Genomic DNA, 18,896 nt, shown 5'->3' with positions numbered 1-18,896 from the left:
AATCTCCCCCTTATAAGGGGGAGACTTTCACGAAATCAAAATGTGATCTGATTGGTGAGGTTCCTCCCCTTTTTTTAAGGGGAGGTTAGGAGGGGTAAATTTCAGAGATTATTTATTCTTTGCAAAAGTTCCATCAAGATACTGTTCAAACGCATGGTAGTTAATGCGCTCATACAATTCTTGACGGGTTTGCATGGTGTCAACAACGTTCTTCTGTGTGCCTTCTTGACGCAGAGTCTCATACACATTTTCCGCTGCTTTGTTCATCGCGCGGAATGCTGAAAGTGGATATAACGCAATGCTCACATCCGCAGAAGCCAATTCTTCAGTGGTAAATAATGGCGTAGAACCAAATTCAGTAATGTTCGCCAATACTGGAACTTTGGTCAGATCAGCAAACTGCTTGTACATCGCCAATTCAGTGATCGCTTCAGGGAACAACATATCCGCACCTGCTTCAATGTATGCCCCTGCACGATCAATCGCTGCTTGTAAACCTTCAACCGCTAAAGCATCGGTACGTGCCATGATCACAAAGTTTTCATCAGTACGCGCATCAACCGCAGCTTTAATACGATCCACCATTTCTTGTTGCGTCACGATGGCTTTGTTAGGACGGTGTCCACAACGTTTAGCACCAACTTGGTCTTCAATGTGCATTGCCGCTGCGCCGAACTTAATCATTGATTTAGTGGTACGTGCGATATTAAACGCGGAAGCACCAAAACCTGTATCCACATCAACCAATAAGGGTAGATCACAGACATCGGTAATACGGCGTACATCGGTCAATACATCATCAAGGTTGCTAATCCCCAAGTCAGGTAAACCCAAAGAACCTGCGGCAACACCACCGCCCGACAAATAGATCGCCTTGTAGCCTGCACGCTTTGCTAACAATGCATGATTGGCGTTGATCGCACCGACCACTTGTAATGGTTTTTCATTTGCGACCGCGTCGCGGAATAACTGACCAGCAGATTTAGCCATGTTGATGTTCTCCTTGGGTTTGCAGCAATGTTTGCTCAACAATTTTGTAGGATGCATTGATGTGACGATGCATCAGCATTTCGGCAAGCTCACCATCACCCTCTGCAATCGCATCTAAAATGCGGATATGTTCATCCCAAGCTTTGCTTGGTCGATCTGGGGTATTTGAAAATTGAATTCGATACATACGGATGAGGTGATACAGCTCATCACATAACATTTTTTCGAGGGTTTTATTGCCACTGCTTTTGATAATGCAGTAATGGAAATCGTCTTGACCTTCTTGCAGATAGTAGCCCTTACCTGCTTTAAAATTTTCATCTTCAGCATGCATTCGCAGTACATCACGCAATGCTAAAATTTGTTTTTTATCAATATGCTGTGCAGCCAACTTACAAGCTAAGCCTTCAAGTGAAGCACGAATTTGGTAAAGTTCTTGAAACTGCTGTAGTGACAGTGACACCACGCGTGCACCGACATGGGCCGTACGCTCAACCAATCGCTGTCCTTCCAGACGATGGATCGCCTCACGTAAAGGACCACGACTAATCCCATAAATACGTGCTAACTCAGGCTCAGAAATTTTGCTGCCCGCAGGAATTTGTCCTAACACGATTGCTGATTGAATTTGCTTAAATACATGTTCCGTCAGGGTAATACTCTGACTTGTGCTGATGGCTTGAGGAACAAGGGTATCTTGCATATTGTCGACAATCTCTACAGTTTTGATGATTTTATAACGAGATAGAAGAAAAAATGCAATAGGATTGTCGACAATAAAATAGACTGATCCAGTCGATACTATTCGCTTGACTCACAATAGAATGTTCTGAAAAAGGCACTAAATACATAAAATAATTATATATAAAACATATTGTTAATAAAATTTAAGTACTTTATTTCAATTGATTCAAGGCATTTTTCCCAGTATTTATATTACGTATGCTACGACCATGGTATGACAGCTTGATTGTAGACAATCCTTATAATCGATCGATTTTATACGAATTTTTGTAAGTAAATACTGCACCAGAAATGTAAATAACAGCGTGCTTCATAGGCGCTTTATTGGTACATTATTGGGCATCTGGAGTCATGCTCCGCAAGACACATCCATGCACCTTGTTGAATAAAAGGACATTGTTAATGTTTCAACATATCCCACCTTATGCAGGCGACCCAATTCTCTCTTTAATGGAACAGTTTAATGCTGATCCACGCGCTGAAAAGGTTAATCTAAGTATTGGTTTATACTATAACGAAGACAGTATCGTTCCTCAGCTTGATACCATTATCGAAGCGCAAAAACGTATTGCCCCTAAAAATGATAAAACCAAACTTTATCTACCAATGGAAGGCTTTAAGCCTTACCGTGACGCAATTCAAGCTCTACTGTTTGGCGCAAACAGCCCTGCTATTCAACAAGGTCGTGCTGTAACAATCCAGACATTGGGTGGTTCAGGTGCATTAAAGGTCGGTGCTGACTTCTTAAAAACCTATTTCCCAAATTCAGAAGTTTGGGTCAGCCAACCAACCTGGGATAACCATGTTGCGATCTTCAATGGTGCTGGCATCAAGAGCAACTACTATCCATATTTCGATGCTGAAACACGCGGCGTTGATTTTGATGGCATGTTATCGACATTAAAAACTTTGCCAGATCAAAGCATCGTATTGTTACACCCTTGCTGCCACAACCCGACAGGTGCTGACTTAAATCCAGCCCAATGGGATCAGGTGATTGCGGTATTAAAAGAGCGTAACCTAATCCCATTCCTCGACATCGCTTACCAAGGCTTTGGCGATGGTATGGAACAAGATGCTTATGCGATTCGTGCTTTAGACCAGGCTGGTTTAAACTTCATCGTCAGCAACTCGTTCTCTAAAATCTTCTCACTTTATGGTGAGCGTGTGGGCGGACTAACCTTTGTCTGTGACGATGCTGAAGCGGCTCAATGCACATTCGGTCAATTAAAGGCAACCGTACGCCGCAACTATTCTAGCCCACCAACAACGGGTGCATGGTTGGTTGATCAGGTGCTCAATGACGCTGATCTCAATCAACAATGGCAAGGCGAAGTCAAAGAGATGCGTGAGCGCATTATCAAAATGCGTAGTATCTTAAAAGATGAGTTGACGAAAGCACTTCCTGACCGTGACTTTAGCTACCTTGTAAACCAGAAAGGTATGTTCAGCTACACAGGTTTGACAGGCGAGCAAGTCGACACCTTACGTGAGGAATATGCAATTTATCTGGTACGTAGTGGTCGTATCTGCGTTGCAGGTTTAAATATGAATAATATTTATAAAGTTGCAAAAGCGATGGCTGAAGTTCTAGCAAAATCAGCTTAATTAAAGACTGATTTTCAAACAAAAAAAGGTTGTTTCACGTGAAACAACCTTTTTTATTTTATCGACTAAGCACAATAGAACCTAGAACTGGCCACCTACCTCAAAAGAAGACTTTCGATTAAATCTGTATCAATCAATGTTCAATCCAGCCCAGTCTTTGTATACTGCAACATATTAATAAACTACACAGCTCTTCTCAAAATGACTCAACTGACTTGCTTTAAAGCCTATGATATTCGCGGAAAATTAGGCACAGAACTGAACGAAGAAATCGCCTATAAAATTGGTCGTGCCTACGGACAAATCTATCAACCTACAAAAGTGGTGATTGGGTGTGACATCCGTCTGAGCAGTGAAAGTTTAAAACAGGCCACCATTCAAGGTCTCAATGATGCGGGTGTCAATGTACTAGATTTAGGCATGACGGGCACTGAAGAAGTCTATTTCGGCGCTTTTCATCTTGATGTTCAAGGTGGGATTGAAGTCACCGCCAGCCATAACCCAATGGACTACAATGGCATGAAATTGGTTCGTGAAAATGCACGTCCAATCAGTGCTGATACGGGTTTAAAAGAGATTCAATCACTTGCAGAATCAGGTATTTTTGCCGAAGTTGAGCAGAAAGGTACAACTGAAAACTATAATATCCTACCTGAGTTTGTTGAACACCTACTGACTTATATTGATCCACAGAAAATTAAACCACTCAAGCTAGTAGTGAATGCAGGCAATGGTGCAGCAGGCCATGTCATTGATGCAATTGAACAGAAATTCCAACAACTGAATATTCCTGTTGAATTTATTAAAATTCATCATGAAGCGGATGGGACTTTCCCCAATGGGATTCCGAACCCAATCTTAATCGAAAACCGTGATAGTACTCGTAAGGCTGTGCTTGCGCACAATGCAGATATGGGTATTGCATGGGATGGGGATTTTGACCGTTGCTTCCTATTCGATGAAAAAGGGCAATTCATCGAAGGCTATTATATTGTTGGCTTATTAGCACAAGCATTCTTGATCAAACAATCAGGTGAGAAGATTGTGCATGACCCACGTTTAGTTTGGAATACCTTTGATATCGTAGAGCAATATCAAGGTATCGCGGTTCAATCAAAATCTGGGCATGCTTTTATTAAAGATGTAATGCGTGAACATAATGCGGTTTACGGCGGTGAGATGAGCGCACATCACTATTTCCGTGACTTTGCGTACTGTGATAGTGGCATGATTCCATGGTTACTGACTATTGCCCTACTCTCTGAAACAAGTCAATCACTTTCAACATTAGTTGAGAATATGATTACCAAATTTCCATGTAGCGGTGAAATCAATTTTAAAGTAGCGGATACACAAGCAACGGTACAAAAGATTTTTGATCATTATGCAGACCAAAATCCATTAGTAGACCGTACCGATGGTGTGAGTCTTGATTTTGGTGCGTGGCGTTTGAATGTCCGCGCATCGAATACCGAGCCTTTATTGCGTTTAAATATTGAAAGCCGTGCCGATCAAAACCCGCAACCGATGCAACATTATGTAGATGAATTAACTGGGTTAATTCAGGGTTAATTCAACCCAATAAAAAAGGAGCATATCGCTCCTCTTTTATTGCTTTAGCATTCAGTTAAAGCCGTTGGGATTCTGCTTCTGCCAATTCCAACTATCCGCCAGCATATCTTCCAATGTATATTGAGGCTGCCAACCGAGCTCGCTCAATGCACGCGTATTGTCTGCAAATGAAATGGCCACATCACCTGCACGACGTGGTGCAAATTCAAACGCAACAGGCACACCATTGATTTGCTCAAAGGTGTTTTTGACTTGTAATACGGATGAACCATTGCCTGTGCCAATGTTCCATGCACGACATCCCTGCGCAGCAAGGCGATTATTCAACGCACATAAATGTGCATTGGCTAAATCTACCACATGAATATAATCACGCACACCTGTTCCATCAATCGTGTCATAGTCATTGCCATAAATGGATAATTTCTCACGACGACCAACAGCCACTTGTGTCACATATGGCATGAGATTGTTTGGAATGCCTTGAGGATCTTCCCCAATCTGACCACTTTTATGTGCGCCAACAGGGTTAAAATAACGCAGTAATGCAATCGACCAACGTGAATCTGCCTGCGCCAACTTTTGCAACATCTGCTCAATGATGAGCTTGGTATAGCCATAGTTGTTGCTTGGCATGCCTGTTGGCATATCTTCATTCAATGGGGATATATTCGCTTCATCATAAACCGTTGCCGATGAACTAAACACCAGTCTAAATACACCTGCTTTTTCCATCGACTTCATTAACTGAATACTGCCAGCGATATTGTGATCAAAGTAAACCAGTGGAATTTGCTGGCTTTCCCCAACCGCTTTCAGACCAGCAAAATGAATCACAGCATCAATCTGGTGGTCTTGAAACACCTGATCAACCTCTTGTTCAAATCGGATGTCACCTTTAACAAAAACCAAATCCTTATTCGTTAATTTCTGTACACGATGTAAAGATTCTTCAGAACTATTCGACAGGTTATCAAATACAACCACCTCATGCCCTGCATTTAGCAGTTCAACACAAGTATGAGAACCGATATAGCCAGCACCACCTGTCACTAAAATCTTAGCCATCTGTTTTTCCTAATAATATTCGAAGTAGACCTTGCGTTGAGGTATCAAATGCAGATAAATCACCCTGTTCACCATTTAGAATTGGTAATAGTTGATTGGCGATTTCTTTACCTTTTTCAACACCCCATTGGTCAAAGGGATTGATATTCCATAAAACAGATTGCACAAACACTTTATGTTCATACAATGCGATAAGCATCCCTAAGCTATAGGGATTCAACTCTTTTAATAGAATGGTTGAGCTCGGTTGATTACCCTCATATTGCTTATAACTAGGTAAATCTTTTAGCTCATCTACTGAGAGCGCTTGATTGCCAAAGGCGAGCAAACGCGATTGAGCCAAACAATTAGATAATGCCAAATGATGTTGCTCAACTAAGGCCTCTGCATTTTCAGCATAGGTAAATTGGTTGGCATTATAACGTTTCACTGGCGCAATAAAATCACAGCTGACCGAATGTGTCCCTTGGTGTAAGAGTTGATAGAAAGCATGTTGCGCATTCGGTCCAACTTCTCCCCAGACAATTGGGCAGGTCGCTGAACTCACCTTCTCACCATTCCGCTGGATGGATTTACCATTTGACTCCATCTCAAGCTGTTGTAAATATGCGGCGAAATACTTTAACCGCCCATCATAAGGCAGTACCGCATGAGTCTGAATATCGAGAAAATTATTATTCCATACACCCAACAACCCCATAAGGACTGGAATATTTTGCTGAAATGGTGCAGTTTGGAAATGCTGGTCAATCGCATAAGCACCAGCTAATAATTGCTTAAAGCCCTCTACCCCAATACTCAGCGCAATCGGCAGACCAATACAGGACCATAAGGAATAGCGACCACCAACCCAATCCCATAATAATAATTGGTGATCAGATGCAATACCCCACGCGGTCATCTTGTCTGGTTTCGTAGAAACCCCAATAAAATGATGTTTGAGAATATTATTGTCTACACCTAATGTGTTCTCTAACCATTGACGTGCTGTCTGGGCATTAGAAAGCGTATCAATCGTACCAAAAGACTTGGACGAAATAATAAATAAGGTAGTTTCAGGTCGAAGCTGGTGTAGCAATTCAGATAGCTGACTACCGTCCATGGTTGAAACGAAATGTACATCTAGAGGTTTTGTAGTCGCGACCTTAAAGTCGGAGAGTGCATGCGTCACCATTAACGGGCCGAGATCAGAGCCACCCACACCAATATTCACCACATCTTGAATCACCTCACCCGTCGCACCACGATACTGCCCTGCATGGATTTTATCCACCAAGGCATACATAAGTTCTAACTGCTGCTGTACCGGATGATTCACTTCAGTAAAATCTGGACTCGATTGGGGTAAGCGTAAAGCCCAATGCATTGCTGCGCGGTGTTCAGTATAATTAATCGGTTCAGATGAAAAGAGCTTTTTGATCCATTGTTTTAAGTCTTGGGCCTGTGCCAAGTCAACCAAACCATTTAAAATAGTTTGATCAATCCGATGCTTACTAAAGTCTAAGACAATTTGATCACATTCAACTGAAAAACGTTTAAAACGTGCAGGATCTTCCGCGAATAATCCTTTTAGATGAGTGCCTTTAAATTGCTGTTGCAAAGATGATAAATGCTCCATCACAGAGGCACGCTCTTTTACTGCAAAGGGTTGAATCTGCTTAATCATCATTAACGTCCCACCCCCATATACGCAAAGCCTTGCGCTTTAACATAATCTGGATCATAAATATTGCGACCATCCAGAATTAATGGATGTGCCATCAACTGTTCAAGCTGCTTAAACTCTGGGCTCCAGTACTGTTTCCATGCAGTCAGCACGCAAAGACCATGCACATTCTTGACCGCATCATATTGATCTTCACAAAGAATCAGATTATCGCGTTGCCCATACATCTGTTTTATTTCATCTAAAGCTTGCGGATCATGAAGATGAACCGTTACCCCTTGTGCCCAAAGCGCTGCAAGCATTTGATGAATTGGGGACTGCTGAATACTTGAGGTATTTTCCTTAAAAGAAGCACCCCAAATTGCAACAGATTTCCCTTGCAAATCACCATGGTAATAATTCCATAGTTTACGAAACAGGATTTCTTTCTGTTGCTCATTAATTTCCCAGACTTGACCCAGCAACTGGCTTTTTACCCCAGTATTTGCCACCGTATTGGAAAGCGTCAAAATATCATGAGAAAAGTTTTCACCACCAAAACCAGCACCTGGCGCTAAATAAGCTGAACCAATACGGCTATCAGCGGCCATACCCTGACGCACTGAAGCAATATCAATACCGAGTTTCTCAGCAACAACAGCCAGATCATTAATATAGCTAATGCGTGTTGCCAACATTCCTGAAATACTGAGTTTAGTAAATTCCGCATCTAAAATCGGCATAAACAGATATTGTTGTTCCAAAGGAAAGAAAGGTCTAAGCAATTCTTTTACTTTAACCTGAACGTCCGTCTGGATACATCCGACAATGAGTTGTTTAGCTTGAGTTAAACTATGTAGAGCATTTCCTTCTTGAATCGTATCTGGCAAATAGACCCAATCATCCTCAGATAGAATCTGCTTAAAACGCTCTGTGCCATGCAAACCAAAGGTTGAAGCATTAATCATGAGTTTGGGATGAATAATCGGTCGTTGTTTTAACGCCTGTAAGAGTTGAAAAACTTGTTGTTCTTGTGTCTGATTAAAACTAAAGAGATAAGCATCAATATCGAGAGGGATACCATCCAAAGCGCGATAACTCAAAAAACCAGTACTTAATTGCTTCTCTAATAGCTGGCTGACATGCTCATCATGAAATGAATATTGTTGCCCTTCTACAGCTTTATCTAGTTGTGAACACCAATAAACAAAGTGCCCAGATTCAGACAATAATGCAGACATGACGCCTGCATATAAAGTATTACCAAAAATTGCAACTTTCATTAACATTTGCTCCCCAATCTAGAGAACCAATTCGTGGATTAAGCTCTTAAAATCTTCGCCTAGTTTTGGATGTTCAATACCATAGTGTAATACAGCTTTTAGATAGCCCAGCTTACTACCACAGTCAAAGGTCTGTCCCTTCATCCGATACGCTTCAACCACTTCCGATTGCTGCAATGCTGCAATCGCATCAGTGAGCTGAATTTCATTTCCCGCTCCACGTGGGGTTTGTTCTAGAAGTTCCATAATCTGGGCAGGCAGAATATAACGACCGACAACAGACAAATTTGAAGGTGCTGTCCCTACAGCAGGTTTTTCTACAATACCCTGCATGACGATACTTTCACCTTCATTTGGAGAAACAGCCACATCTACAATGCCATACTGGTCAACCAAATGGTCTGGCACGGCCTCAACCATAATCTGTGCAGCCTGAGATTGATCAAACCGTTGAATCATCAAGGATAAATCATTTTTATGGCTTTTATTTTTTACGAGTACATCTGGTAATAACACAGCAAAGGCTTCATCACCGACAATATCTTTAGCACAAAGTACCGCATGTCCAAGCCCTAAAGGTTGTGGTTGACGTACACTCACGACACTGACATGTTTTGGCAAGATATCAGTAATTTCTTTAAGTAGATCAAATTTCTTTTTTTGTTCTAAAGTTGTTTCCAACTCAAAATTACAATCAAAATAATTCTCAATTGATGCTTTAGATGAGTGTGTTACGAGAATAATTTGTTCAATGCCTGCTTCCACTGCTTCACGTACAACATATTCAATCGCTGGGCGGTCAACAACAGTGACCATTTCCTTAGGAATAGATTTACTCGCAGGTAAAAAACGAGTTCCAAGCCCTGCAACAGGCAAAATAGCTTTTTTGATCATTACAATTTCTTTCAAACTAAGTTATTGGTGTGTAGATTTACGACCTGATTGTTCAGAACCGGAGAACCGGCTTGCTCCGATCGCTTGGTCTGGTGAGTCTATACCTTCTTTTTTCAACATGACTTCAACAGTTTTAAACATAATTTTAAAGTCAAAAAAAACCGAATGGCTTTCAACATATTCAACATCCAGATCAAATTTTTCTTCCCAAGACAAATTGTTTCGACCACTCACTTGCGCAAGTCCAGTCATCCCTGGTTTGACTTCATGCCGACGCATCTGATGGGGGGTGTAATGTTCTACAAACTCAGGGAGTTGTGGGCGAGGACCAACAATACTCATATCCCCTTTAATCACATTTAGTAGCTGTGGCATTTCATCTAGACTTGTTGATCTAAGTTTTTTACCAAATGGTGTAATCCTAAGTTCATCAGCTAAAGGTTTGCCTTCTTTATCAACAGCATGCCTCATAGATCTGAACTTAATCATTTTAAAAAGCTTTCCATCTTTCCCTGGTCGATCCTGATAAAAAAAGATAGGAGAACCTAAATGTTTACGGACTTTAAAAGCAACCAAAAGAAATACTGGAGACAGTAATACAAGTGCTATTGATGCAATGACTATATCGATAAGTCTTTTCATTTGTATCTTCTAAGCCTTTTCACTAGGATGCGAGCCAATTTTATACTTTAAACAATCTGATTAGCTGTTAATCATTATAGTATAGCAATTCTTGTATTCTTAATCACTATTAAACTAATATGTTATGCATAGTTGATAGGACTATCATTGATATTTATAAATATCTCTCAAAAATTAAAAGCGTCATTTCTGAAAGTAAATCGTTCTATAGTCGCTAACCATCCGATCAACTGTAAACTCCCTTGTTACATATGAATATGCTTTTTCACCATATTCATATACTAAATCTCTATTATTAATACAAAAAAGCATTTTTTCTTTAAGTTCTATCGCATTTCCACTATACAATAAGCCTGATTCATTATCTAGCACAACCTCAGGAATTCCTTCAACATTCTTAGCAATCGATGGAATCTTGAAAAAAGCTGCCTCGCAGAAAACCAAACCAAAAGCCTCCCATAAAGATGGCTGACATAGGATATCAACTGTGTTTAGAAAACTACTTTTATCACAAACCCATCCATACATTATGACATTACTCTCTAATTTATATTTTTTTAACAAATCTTCACAATCTTTCCTTAACTCACCATCTCCAGCGATAGTAAATTGAAATCGGCTAATATCAACTTCTTTAGATAATAAATATATAGCCTCAATGAATTCTAAAGGATTCTTTTGAATGTCCAATCTACCAAAAAAAGCAAAATGTATTTTCTCATTGATTTTTTTGGTAATTAAGGGTTTTAATTTCGAAAAATCACAACCATTATAAATAGTAATTGTTTCTACAAGTGGATAAAATTTTCTATAGTGCTTATTAACTGATAAATTATAATCTCCAAATAGTGTTGCAAAATTCTCAAACAAATAATATGCCAATCTTATAAAAGGATTTACATTATTATGGAAAGCTATCCCATGCACAGTATGAATTATTTTTTTTGTTCCAGCTAACTTTGCTGCAATTCTTGCAAAAATTCCTGGTTTTGTTGAATTGGTATGAATCACATCGAAATTATACTTCTTAAAAATTTTATACAAATCAGAAATGACTATAAAATCATGAAAACCAAGCTCACGTTTAAGTGATGAAACAGTGATAATAGAAACACCTAACTCATTAAATTTATTAATAAAATCATCACTTTCACCAGTAAAGTCAGCACAAATCACATACAAATCATGTCCTTCTAAAGCTAATGAAGACAATATTTCATAGGAAATTTGTTGAGCCCCAGACATAATTGGCTTTACTTGCACATGAGCAATTTTCATAAAAATTCGATTTCCATAATATTAACAAATAAAAAATATAAAAAAATCAACTATCGTGAAATAGTTCTATCCACAATTTAGCTATTTTTTCAGGATGATAATTCTTTATTAACGCCAAATTTTCATCAGAATGCATTTTACGTAGATCAACATTAGAACATATTGTTTTTAGGTGACTTGCATAAGAATCAATATTGTATTCAGAAACAATTTGAGTGTTTTCTGGTCCAAGAATTTCTTTTGCGCCCGTTGGAAAGTCGCTGACTAACACCGGTAAACCATAGTTCATTCCTTCTAATAGTACCATTGGGAATGCTTCAAACCTACTAGTCATACATAATAAAGAAGAGTTCCTATAGTATTTTTCAATATCTTTTGAAAATTTATAAATTTTAACATAACTATCTAAACCATGTAATTTTATTGTTTCATTAATTAATCGATGTTCAGAACCCTCACCTATTATCTCTAGAGTCCACCCATTTTCGTAGACTCTTGAAAGCTTAAAAGCATCAACTAAAAACTTTAAATTTTTTTGATATTCAAGCCTTCCCACAGCAATAATTTTGTTAGTATTTTCTTTATATTCACTTTCAACTGGATAAATAAAATTAGGTATAACAACAGTATCTATACCATCATTTTTAAATTTTCTTTCATCAGTTTTTGTTAGGCAAACTAATTTTACACCTGCTTGTTTATAAAAAAATTTCCTAAAAATATTTCTTATGCCTTTATGATAACCATACTCTATATGCTCACAAACAATTGATTTACATTGATACTTCCTTGAAAGAATAATATTTAAAATATTTAAATCATAAGAAAATGTTACCACAAAGTCTTTTGAAGTCAGCTTAATATTTTTCATTAATGCTTGTAAGTACCTCATTCTATGAGATAACTTATTAAATTTACCAGACGTTGGAAAGTCTGAAATATTTAAAGATTTAATATTTAAATTATCATATCCATTAAAAGCCACCAACGTTGTTCCTGGAACAATAATAACTACGTCTTTTAATATCGTGGCTAATTGTAAAATCACTCTCTCAGTACCACCCATTCGATGAATACCATTGGTTACAAAATATATAGTCATAGAGGTCTACTTTCAAAAATAAACATTAATTCAAATATCCCAAAAAGGCGTTTACACTAGAATATATTTTGTAAGAAAAAAATACACCTAATGGCAAAGTTGAGAAATATAATACCTTCTTAAACTTTAAAGTTAAAAACAAATATGGCAATAGAAGGTATTGAAAAGGTATACCCAATCTCACCAAAATTTCCAGTTCAGGTATAATAAAATATGGAATAAATCCTAATGCACCATAAATTCTCAAGTCATTTAATTTTTCTGAATTTAACTTTGGTGAAAGAATTAAAAAAACATAACAAATAAAGGATATATATCTTGCAATATTAGATACCTCATCATAATTATCATTATTTAAATAAATCCCAATCCTACTCATTAAAAATTCAGGAAGAAAACTAAATATAGACCCAAACTTAAACATAACTAAAATAACAATAAAAACAATATGAATAATTTTCCCACTACTAATATTATTAATAGACTTTCTAAGCCAAATAAACAACAAAGAAAAAACTGAAAATATACTAGAATAATGTGAGAAAATTGCTAAAAAACTTATAGGAACAAGTTTAAAAATTATGTTTCTCACACCTGCTGGGTTTAAATAATATACACTATATAAATAAACAAAAATACTACTTGCCAAACCAAATCTAATTTGAATCAGTCCATGCATTAATCCATATGTCATCAACCAAAAAATTAGTAAAAAAATTGATTTTCCAATTGAATTCTTAAAAAAATTTAAAAAAGAGTGTGCTAAGAAAAATTGAATAAGAAAGATATAGATTGAATAAAAAATCACCAACGGATCAATAAAGAACAGCCCACTGAAATACTTTGCAATTTTAGAGAACAAATAGACAGTTGGCTCTATACTTAAAGAAAACTCAGTACTTGAGTTCATTATAATTAAATAATTATATTGATCCGGGTTTTTAATAACAAATAAAGAGATATAAACCAATATATAAGTTAAAAAAAACAGTATCAAAGGTAGGAAAAAAGATTTTTGATTTAATCTCATATTATATCACTTCAAATTTCTTAAATTTTTTTAAGATTTCCTTTATATACTTTTCATCAGAATAATATTTTTCAAAAAGCAACGAATATTCAGACTTAACCTCATCAGAACAAATTTTATTCTCTTCAAATTTTATGACCTTATCAATCATATCCAAATGACTTTTAGAACTTATCAAAAAATCACCTTTTAAATTTAACTTAAAATCAAAAATAAAATCTGAGTAAATTGGAATAACTCCATTAGCTAAATAGCCATTCATCTTTGTTGGAGTTGATACATTATTCACAACCATATCTTTTCTTATCAAGAAACCATATTTTATATTTTTCAACACATCATTCAGCTGTGAATATTCAACATAATCTACTACAATGTTCTTAATCTGATTTTTTTCAATTAAAAAAAATGCCTTTTCTTTCTCCGCAGTATATAAAAACATTTTTGCTGCAGGGATTTTATATTGAATCTCTTTAAAAACTTGCAGTGTTTCATTAATGCACTGCCAGTCAGATAAAGAGCCAGCATAAACAAAAGTTGGTTCTTTATATTTCTCGTCATAAAATGCATTCATATTTAATTTCTGATTGTAACAAGGCATAACCATAAAATTATTTTTTTTATATTTATATTTATATTTATAATGGTCTAACATTGCTCCAGACACAAAAAAATTAAACTTAGAAAAAAGCAATACAAACCTTTCAAAGAGAGATAGGTACATCCAACGTATGTTTCTTTGAAACCTTTTATTAGAAAAAAGCATCCTTGCCTCTTCAGGAGTAACCCCCTGAAACCAGTGAAAAATGAATTGCTTTGGGTTTCGCAACCATGTATAAAAGAAAGCTTTTAACGATATAGTTAAAACTTTATCATTTTTTTCAATATTTTTTAAATCATCAATAATCAATACAGCTTGGCCACTAGCCTCCAATGATTTCTTTATAAGCTGCACATAATAGTCTGTAGCATCATTGCGCTCATTCATCAAGAAAACTATTTTATACATTTCTTAAAATCTCAATAATCTTTTCACTTGCAGTTCCATCGCCATAGGGATTATGGGCTGTACTCATTTTCTTAAATTCGTCATAATTATCTATTAATAATTGTGATTCATTTACTATATTTTCTTTTATTGCTCCAACTAGTTTCACAGTTCCTGCTGTTACAGCTTCTGGGCGTTCAGTTGTGTTACGCATCACCAATACGGGCTTCCCTAATGAGGGAGCTTCTTCTTGAATACCACCACTGTCTGTAATAATAAAAAAAGATTTGCTCATCAAATAGATAAAATCCTCATATTGTAATGGTTCTATCAAATGAATATTATCAATCCCTTTTAATGTATCATTTACAATCTGACGGACATTGGGGTTAAAGTGCACAGGATATACAATGTCAAGTTCTGGATTTTTTAATGCTATCTCTTTCAAAGCTTCACAAATATTTAGAAAACCATTACCAAAATTTTCACGTCTATGCCCCGTAACTAAAATAAATTTTTTATTATTGAAATTAGTATATTTACTTTTTATGCCCTGACTTATTCTTGTTAATAAGCTTTGATCATTTTCAATCTTATCAACAGTATATAATAATGCATCTATCACGGTGTTACCTGTAACAAAAACTCTTTCCTCTTTCTTTTTTTCGTTCAGTAAATTTATTTTGCTTATTTCAGTAGGGGCAAAATGTACATCTGCTAAAACGCCTGTTAATTGGCGATTTGCTTCCTCTGGCCATGGAGAGGATATATCATAAGTTCTGAGTCCGGCCTCTACATGCCCTACCTTAATTTTGGTATAAAACGCGGCTAAACTTGCTGAAAAACTAGTTGTAGTATCACCATGAACCAAAATAATTTCAGGTTCAAAATCCATCAAGACTTGTTTCAACCCCAACAGAACATTTGCAGTGATATCGAATAAATCCTGCCCTGCTTTCATGATATTAAGGTCATAATCAGGTTTTATTTCAAAAATATTAAGGACTTGGTCTAACATTTCCCTGTGCTGAGCTGTCACACATACTTTTGTTATAAATTCTTCAGGATGACTACATAGTGCTTTTACAAGTGGTGCCATTTTAATAGCTTCAGGTCTTGTTCCAAATACCAATAAGATTTTTTTCATAACTTCTTACCCTTAATCATCACTATCATTGCCACTGTTAAGATAATTTCACCAATTATCATCGCGTAAAGTATACCATCTATCAACATCTCAGGTATAAGTATGAGATTCATGAGAGTTGTAATTGAACCACTTACAATAAAGGCTAACATATAGAATTTGTCTAATTTTTTTGCCGAAAGATATTGAATACCCAGAACATTATTCATTACGCTAAAAAACAACCAGATCATCATCACTTGTAGAACATAAGAGTAGATAACCATTTTTTCACCATAAAACATCTCAACAATAAATGGTGCAAATAACGCAACGCTACTAGAAATGACTAAAGCAATTAAAGCCATTACACTGATCAATTTTTTCAAATATTGTTTTTGAGAGTCGTTATCTTCTTGGAATTGCTTACAACTTATTGGATATAATGCCTGAGTAATAGGCGCAAACAAACCTACAATTGCTTTGAATAGTTTTTCTATGGCAGCATACAACCCCACTACAGTATTAGAAGCGTAAAATCCTAATATCAATAGTCCCGATGATGTTAAAGCTGTACTTAACATAGTTGTTAGAAATAAATTCGACCCTCCTTTCACATGTTTAAGTAATTCTTGGCGCGTTTGTAACTCAAAATAGATACCAAAATCTTTTCTAATCAAGTACAAACTATAAATTCCACCTACAATAGAGCCTAAAGCTACAAGCACAGGAACTATAAAATAATCTTCAGGACTTTTGACAAATATGAAAATACTGAGTGTAGATAGGACTTTTGATATTACATTTATTACAGTAATAAACTGCATTTTTTCTACTCCCTGGAAAAACCATACAGGAAATAGTACTTGCCCTATCACAGACCCAAATGTAAGCCAATATACCAAAGCATATTCATTAAACTTATGAACAAAATGGATCAATAACGCCAATATACCTACTGACAATATTGTTAAAAACAACTTAATAGTCATTACGCTATTAACTATTTTCACCAACTCTTTTTTATTTGACTTATTTAATGATATTTCTCTGGTCGCTGTATAGTTAAAACCGTAGTCTGTTACAACAATAAAAAAAGCTATAACAACTGTTGCTAATGAAAGTACGCCGAACTTATCAACACCAACAACTCGCACTAGATAGGGTAACGTCAATAAAGGCAATAAATAATTCAAACCTTGCACAGTTGCAAGAGAAATGAGGTTTTTTAAAAATACAGACTTATTTTTTAAAAATTTGCTTAAACTCATACAACTTATTATTGATGAGTCACTCACTCATCAATACCTTTTCAAAATTTTACACTTAGAAGCTTTGTCAACCAATCACTTGAAACTTATCTACTCTACATCTAGACATATAGAACTTTGCAATTTTTCCAATATGAATTATTACAGCTATTTTATTAACTTGAAAATAGGACATGCCCTATAAATTAATGAAATTATTCATTCTACATCTTATCAAACAGTTTAGAGTACACACTTTTAAAAAGCTATTTTTAAAATGAATTCAGCCAAACCATAAGAAATAAAATATTATTTAATTAAATTACAGCAACTTAGCCAAAATTAAATTAAACATAGTCATATCTAAAAACGCAATATTTTCCATTTCTCCTCCGAAAAACTATTAACAAAAAACACTAACGTCTCTATAAAAATTTCGCTTCTAATACAATTGCGCTTAAACAAGCTCAAACAATTAGATACCCAACCTAACTTTTTTAGCTTACAATCCATTTTTAAGATTAGACTCTAAGCAACAATCGCAGTATAAAATAAGGGTTTTGAATGTGAAGCATCCGTACACATCACTGTTTACAATTTTAGCCATTTCGATTTCATTTTCTGGTTGTGCTATCACTTCAGGACTTCAAACTTATGATCTACCAAGTGAGGGAAACTATCAGACTGATCAAGGTGCCAATATTGCAGTTGTTCAGTTGACTCAAGAAAACCTACTCAATCAAATTAATGAGAATAATACGCCAAAAAAGGATCTTCGCCCTCTATTTAACACACAGCATTATCAATATCGCTTAAGTGCTGGTGATGTACTTTCTATTCAATTATGGGCTTATCCTGAAATCACACCGCCAGTCAACAATATTAATAATACTGAATCGGCTCAAGCAAGCGGATATCCTATTGATACGAGTGGAAATGTACAACTTCCTCTAGTCGGTCAAGTGCATGTTGCAGGTAAAACACTCCCTGAAATCAATCGCTTTTTACATAGTCAATTCGCAAAATATTTAAAAGCACCAGACATTGTTGTTCGCGTTCTATCCTATGAGGGCAATCGCTATTTTGTAAATGGTCAGGTTATGCGTAGCGGGCAATATACCTTAAAAGACCAACCGATTAGTTTATATACCGCATTAAGTATGGCTGGTGGTATCAAAACTGAAACTGGGGATAGCACAGCAATTCAACTGATTCGTAATGGCCTTACCTATGATCTAGATCTCATTTCGCTTGAAAAAAATGGCTACTCTTTACACAAGCTATTAATTCAACCCAACGATACCATTTTTGTGAATACCAAGCAAAATCAAAAACTTTATGTCATGGGTGAATCAAATAAAAGCCAGGCACTTACTTTACGTGATCAGGGCATGACCTTAAGTGATGTATTGGGTGAAAGTGAAGGTATTAACCCTTATTCTGCAAGTGCTGCACGTATTTTTGTGATGCGTACAGATTTAAATACTAAAACCTCTACAATTTATCATTTGAACTTAAGCAGCTTAGGCAATTTAGCTTTAGCCAATCAATTTCAGATGCAAAAAAATGATATTGTATATATCGATGCAACGGGGCTTACACGCTGGCAACGTATCATGAATCAAATTGTGCCTTTCTCGAGTGCACTTTACACATTTGACCAGTTAGGTAAATAG

General features: G+C 36.3%; 16 protein-coding genes. 3 read left to right on the top strand and 13 right to left on the bottom strand.

Annotated elements, in window-relative coordinates:
• Nucleotides 1-108: 108 nt before the first annotated feature.
• Together prpB and F967_RS02770 are read right to left on the bottom strand one after the other, a co-directional pair.
• Complete coding sequence (gene prpB / locus F967_RS02775; RefSeq protein ID WP_004680108.1) at nt 109-990, bottom strand: methylisocitrate lyase; 882 nt, start codon at nt 988-990, stop codon at nt 109-111.
• Complete coding sequence (locus F967_RS02770; protein ID WP_004665303.1) at nt 983-1,693, bottom strand: GntR family transcriptional regulator; 711 nt, start codon at nt 1,691-1,693, stop codon at nt 983-985. Before F967_RS02770 ends, prpB begins: the two co-directional genes overlap by 8 nt.
• 443 nt (nt 1,694-2,136) lie before the next feature.
• On the opposite strand from F967_RS02770, the gene F967_RS02765 reads away from it, so the two are divergent.
• On the top strand, nt 2,137-3,342 hold the full coding sequence (locus tag F967_RS02765) for an amino acid aminotransferase (RefSeq protein ID WP_004798035.1): 1,206 nt from the start codon (nt 2,137-2,139) through the stop codon (nt 3,340-3,342).
• A gap of 201 nt (nt 3,343-3,543) precedes the next feature.
• Nucleotides 3,544-4,914, top strand: coding sequence for a phosphohexomutase domain-containing protein (locus tag F967_RS02760; RefSeq protein WP_004798034.1), 1,371 nt, complete (start codon nt 3,544-3,546; stop codon nt 4,912-4,914).
• Nucleotides 4,915-4,965: 51 nt separating this feature from the next.
• Here F967_RS02760 and galE read toward each other — a convergent pair whose 3' ends face one another.
• The 11 genes from galE to F967_RS02705 form a co-directional block, all read right to left on the bottom strand.
• Nucleotides 4,966-5,982, bottom strand: a complete 1,017-nt coding sequence (gene galE, locus F967_RS02755; RefSeq protein WP_004798033.1) for a UDP-glucose 4-epimerase GalE — start codon at nt 5,980-5,982, stop codon at nt 4,966-4,968.
• Nucleotides 5,975-7,648 carry a glucose-6-phosphate isomerase gene (gene pgi / locus F967_RS02750; RefSeq protein ID WP_034430997.1) on the bottom strand — a complete coding sequence of 558 codons (1,674 nt, stop codon included), beginning with the start codon at nt 7,646-7,648 and terminating at the stop codon, nt 5,975-5,977. The genes galE and pgi overlap by 8 nt, the downstream gene beginning before the upstream one ends.
• A 2-nt stretch (nt 7,649-7,650) precedes the next feature.
• A complete protein-coding gene (locus tag F967_RS02745) occupies nt 7,651-8,910 on the bottom strand; it encodes a nucleotide sugar dehydrogenase (RefSeq protein ID WP_004798031.1) in 1,260 nt (419 codons plus the stop codon).
• Nucleotides 8,911-8,928: 18 nt separating this feature from the next.
• Nucleotides 8,929-9,804, bottom strand: coding sequence for a UTP--glucose-1-phosphate uridylyltransferase GalU (gene galU, locus F967_RS02740; RefSeq protein WP_004798030.1), 876 nt, complete (start codon nt 9,802-9,804; stop codon nt 8,929-8,931).
• Nucleotides 9,805-9,825: 21 nt separating this feature from the next.
• Nucleotides 9,826-10,446 carry a sugar transferase gene (locus F967_RS02735; RefSeq protein WP_004798029.1) on the bottom strand — a complete coding sequence of 207 codons (621 nt, stop codon included), beginning with the start codon at nt 10,444-10,446 and terminating at the stop codon, nt 9,826-9,828.
• Nucleotides 10,447-10,629: 183 nt separating this feature from the next.
• Nucleotides 10,630-11,724 (bottom strand): glycosyltransferase family 4 protein, encoded by a 1,095-nt coding sequence (locus F967_RS02730; RefSeq protein ID WP_004798028.1) that lies wholly within the window; start codon nt 11,722-11,724, stop codon nt 10,630-10,632.
• A 46-nt stretch (nt 11,725-11,770) separates the two neighbouring features.
• Entirely contained in the window at nt 11,771-12,790 is a 1,020-nt protein-coding gene (locus tag F967_RS02725; RefSeq protein WP_228127267.1) for a glycosyltransferase, read from the bottom strand.
• A 61-nt stretch (nt 12,791-12,851) separates the two neighbouring features.
• Nucleotides 12,852-13,856: an EpsG family protein gene (locus F967_RS02720; protein WP_004798025.1), complete on the bottom strand. Its 1,005-nt coding sequence runs from the start codon at nt 13,854-13,856 to the stop codon at nt 12,852-12,854.
• A 1-nt stretch (nt 13,857) separates the two neighbouring features.
• A complete protein-coding gene (locus F967_RS02715; protein ID WP_228127266.1) occupies nt 13,858-14,844 on the bottom strand; it encodes a glycosyltransferase family protein in 987 nt (328 codons plus the stop codon).
• Between the two features lie 13 nt (nt 14,845-14,857).
• Entirely contained in the window at nt 14,858-15,991 is a 1,134-nt protein-coding gene (gene wecB / locus F967_RS02710) for a non-hydrolyzing UDP-N-acetylglucosamine 2-epimerase (RefSeq protein WP_004798020.1), read from the bottom strand.
• Nucleotides 15,988-17,268, bottom strand: a complete 1,281-nt coding sequence (locus F967_RS02705) for a flippase (protein ID WP_228127265.1) — start codon at nt 17,266-17,268, stop codon at nt 15,988-15,990. The genes wecB and F967_RS02705 overlap by 4 nt, the downstream gene beginning before the upstream one ends.
• A 518-nt stretch (nt 17,269-17,786) precedes the next feature.
• Between F967_RS02705 and F967_RS02700 the strand changes: the two genes are divergently transcribed.
• Nucleotides 17,787-18,896, top strand: coding sequence for a polysaccharide biosynthesis/export family protein (locus F967_RS02700; protein ID WP_004798016.1), 1,110 nt, complete (start codon nt 17,787-17,789; stop codon nt 18,894-18,896).

The organism is Acinetobacter sp. CIP 102637 (assembly GCF_000368425.1).
Taxonomy (GTDB): domain Bacteria; phylum Pseudomonadota; class Gammaproteobacteria; order Pseudomonadales; family Moraxellaceae; genus Acinetobacter; species Acinetobacter parvus.
The sequence above is the reverse complement of the archived record's forward strand: the minus strand, read 5'-3'. Positions and strand labels throughout refer to the sequence as shown.

What these genes read in the sequence shown, in the direction of transcription:
- prpB (WP_004680108.1), bottom strand. Translation starts at nt 990, where the DNA reads ATGGCTAAATCTGCTGGTCAGTTATTCCGCGACGCGGTCGCAAATGAA.
- F967_RS02770 (WP_004665303.1), bottom strand. Translation starts at nt 1,693, where the DNA reads ATGCAAGATACCCTTGTTCCTCAAGCCATCAGCACAAGTCAGAGTATT.
- F967_RS02765 (WP_004798035.1), top strand. Translation starts at nt 2,137, where the DNA reads ATGTTTCAACATATCCCACCTTATGCAGGCGACCCAATTCTCTCTTTA.
- F967_RS02760 (WP_004798034.1), top strand. Translation starts at nt 3,544, where the DNA reads ATGACTCAACTGACTTGCTTTAAAGCCTATGATATTCGCGGAAAATTA.
- galE (WP_004798033.1), bottom strand. Translation starts at nt 5,982, where the DNA reads ATGGCTAAGATTTTAGTGACAGGTGGTGCTGGCTATATCGGTTCTCAT.
- pgi (WP_034430997.1), bottom strand. Translation starts at nt 7,648, where the DNA reads ATGATTAAGCAGATTCAACCCTTTGCAGTAAAAGAGCGTGCCTCTGTG.
- F967_RS02745 (WP_004798031.1), bottom strand. Translation starts at nt 8,910, where the DNA reads ATGAAAGTTGCAATTTTTGGTAATACTTTATATGCAGGCGTCATGTCT.
- galU (WP_004798030.1), bottom strand. Translation starts at nt 9,804, where the DNA reads ATGATCAAAAAAGCTATTTTGCCTGTTGCAGGGCTTGGAACTCGTTTT.
- F967_RS02735 (WP_004798029.1), bottom strand. Translation starts at nt 10,446, where the DNA reads ATGAAAAGACTTATCGATATAGTCATTGCATCAATAGCACTTGTATTA.
- F967_RS02730 (WP_004798028.1), bottom strand. Translation starts at nt 11,724, where the DNA reads ATGAAAATTGCTCATGTGCAAGTAAAGCCAATTATGTCTGGGGCTCAA.
- F967_RS02725 (WP_228127267.1), bottom strand. Translation starts at nt 12,790, where the DNA reads ATGGGTGGTACTGAGAGAGTGATTTTACAATTAGCCACGATATTAAAA.
- F967_RS02720 (WP_004798025.1), bottom strand. Translation starts at nt 13,856, where the DNA reads ATGAGATTAAATCAAAAATCTTTTTTCCTACCTTTGATACTGTTTTTT.
- F967_RS02715 (WP_228127266.1), bottom strand. Translation starts at nt 14,844, where the DNA reads ATGAATGAGCGCAATGATGCTACAGACTATTATGTGCAGCTTATAAAG.
- wecB (WP_004798020.1), bottom strand. Translation starts at nt 15,991, where the DNA reads ATGAAAAAAATCTTATTGGTATTTGGAACAAGACCTGAAGCTATTAAA.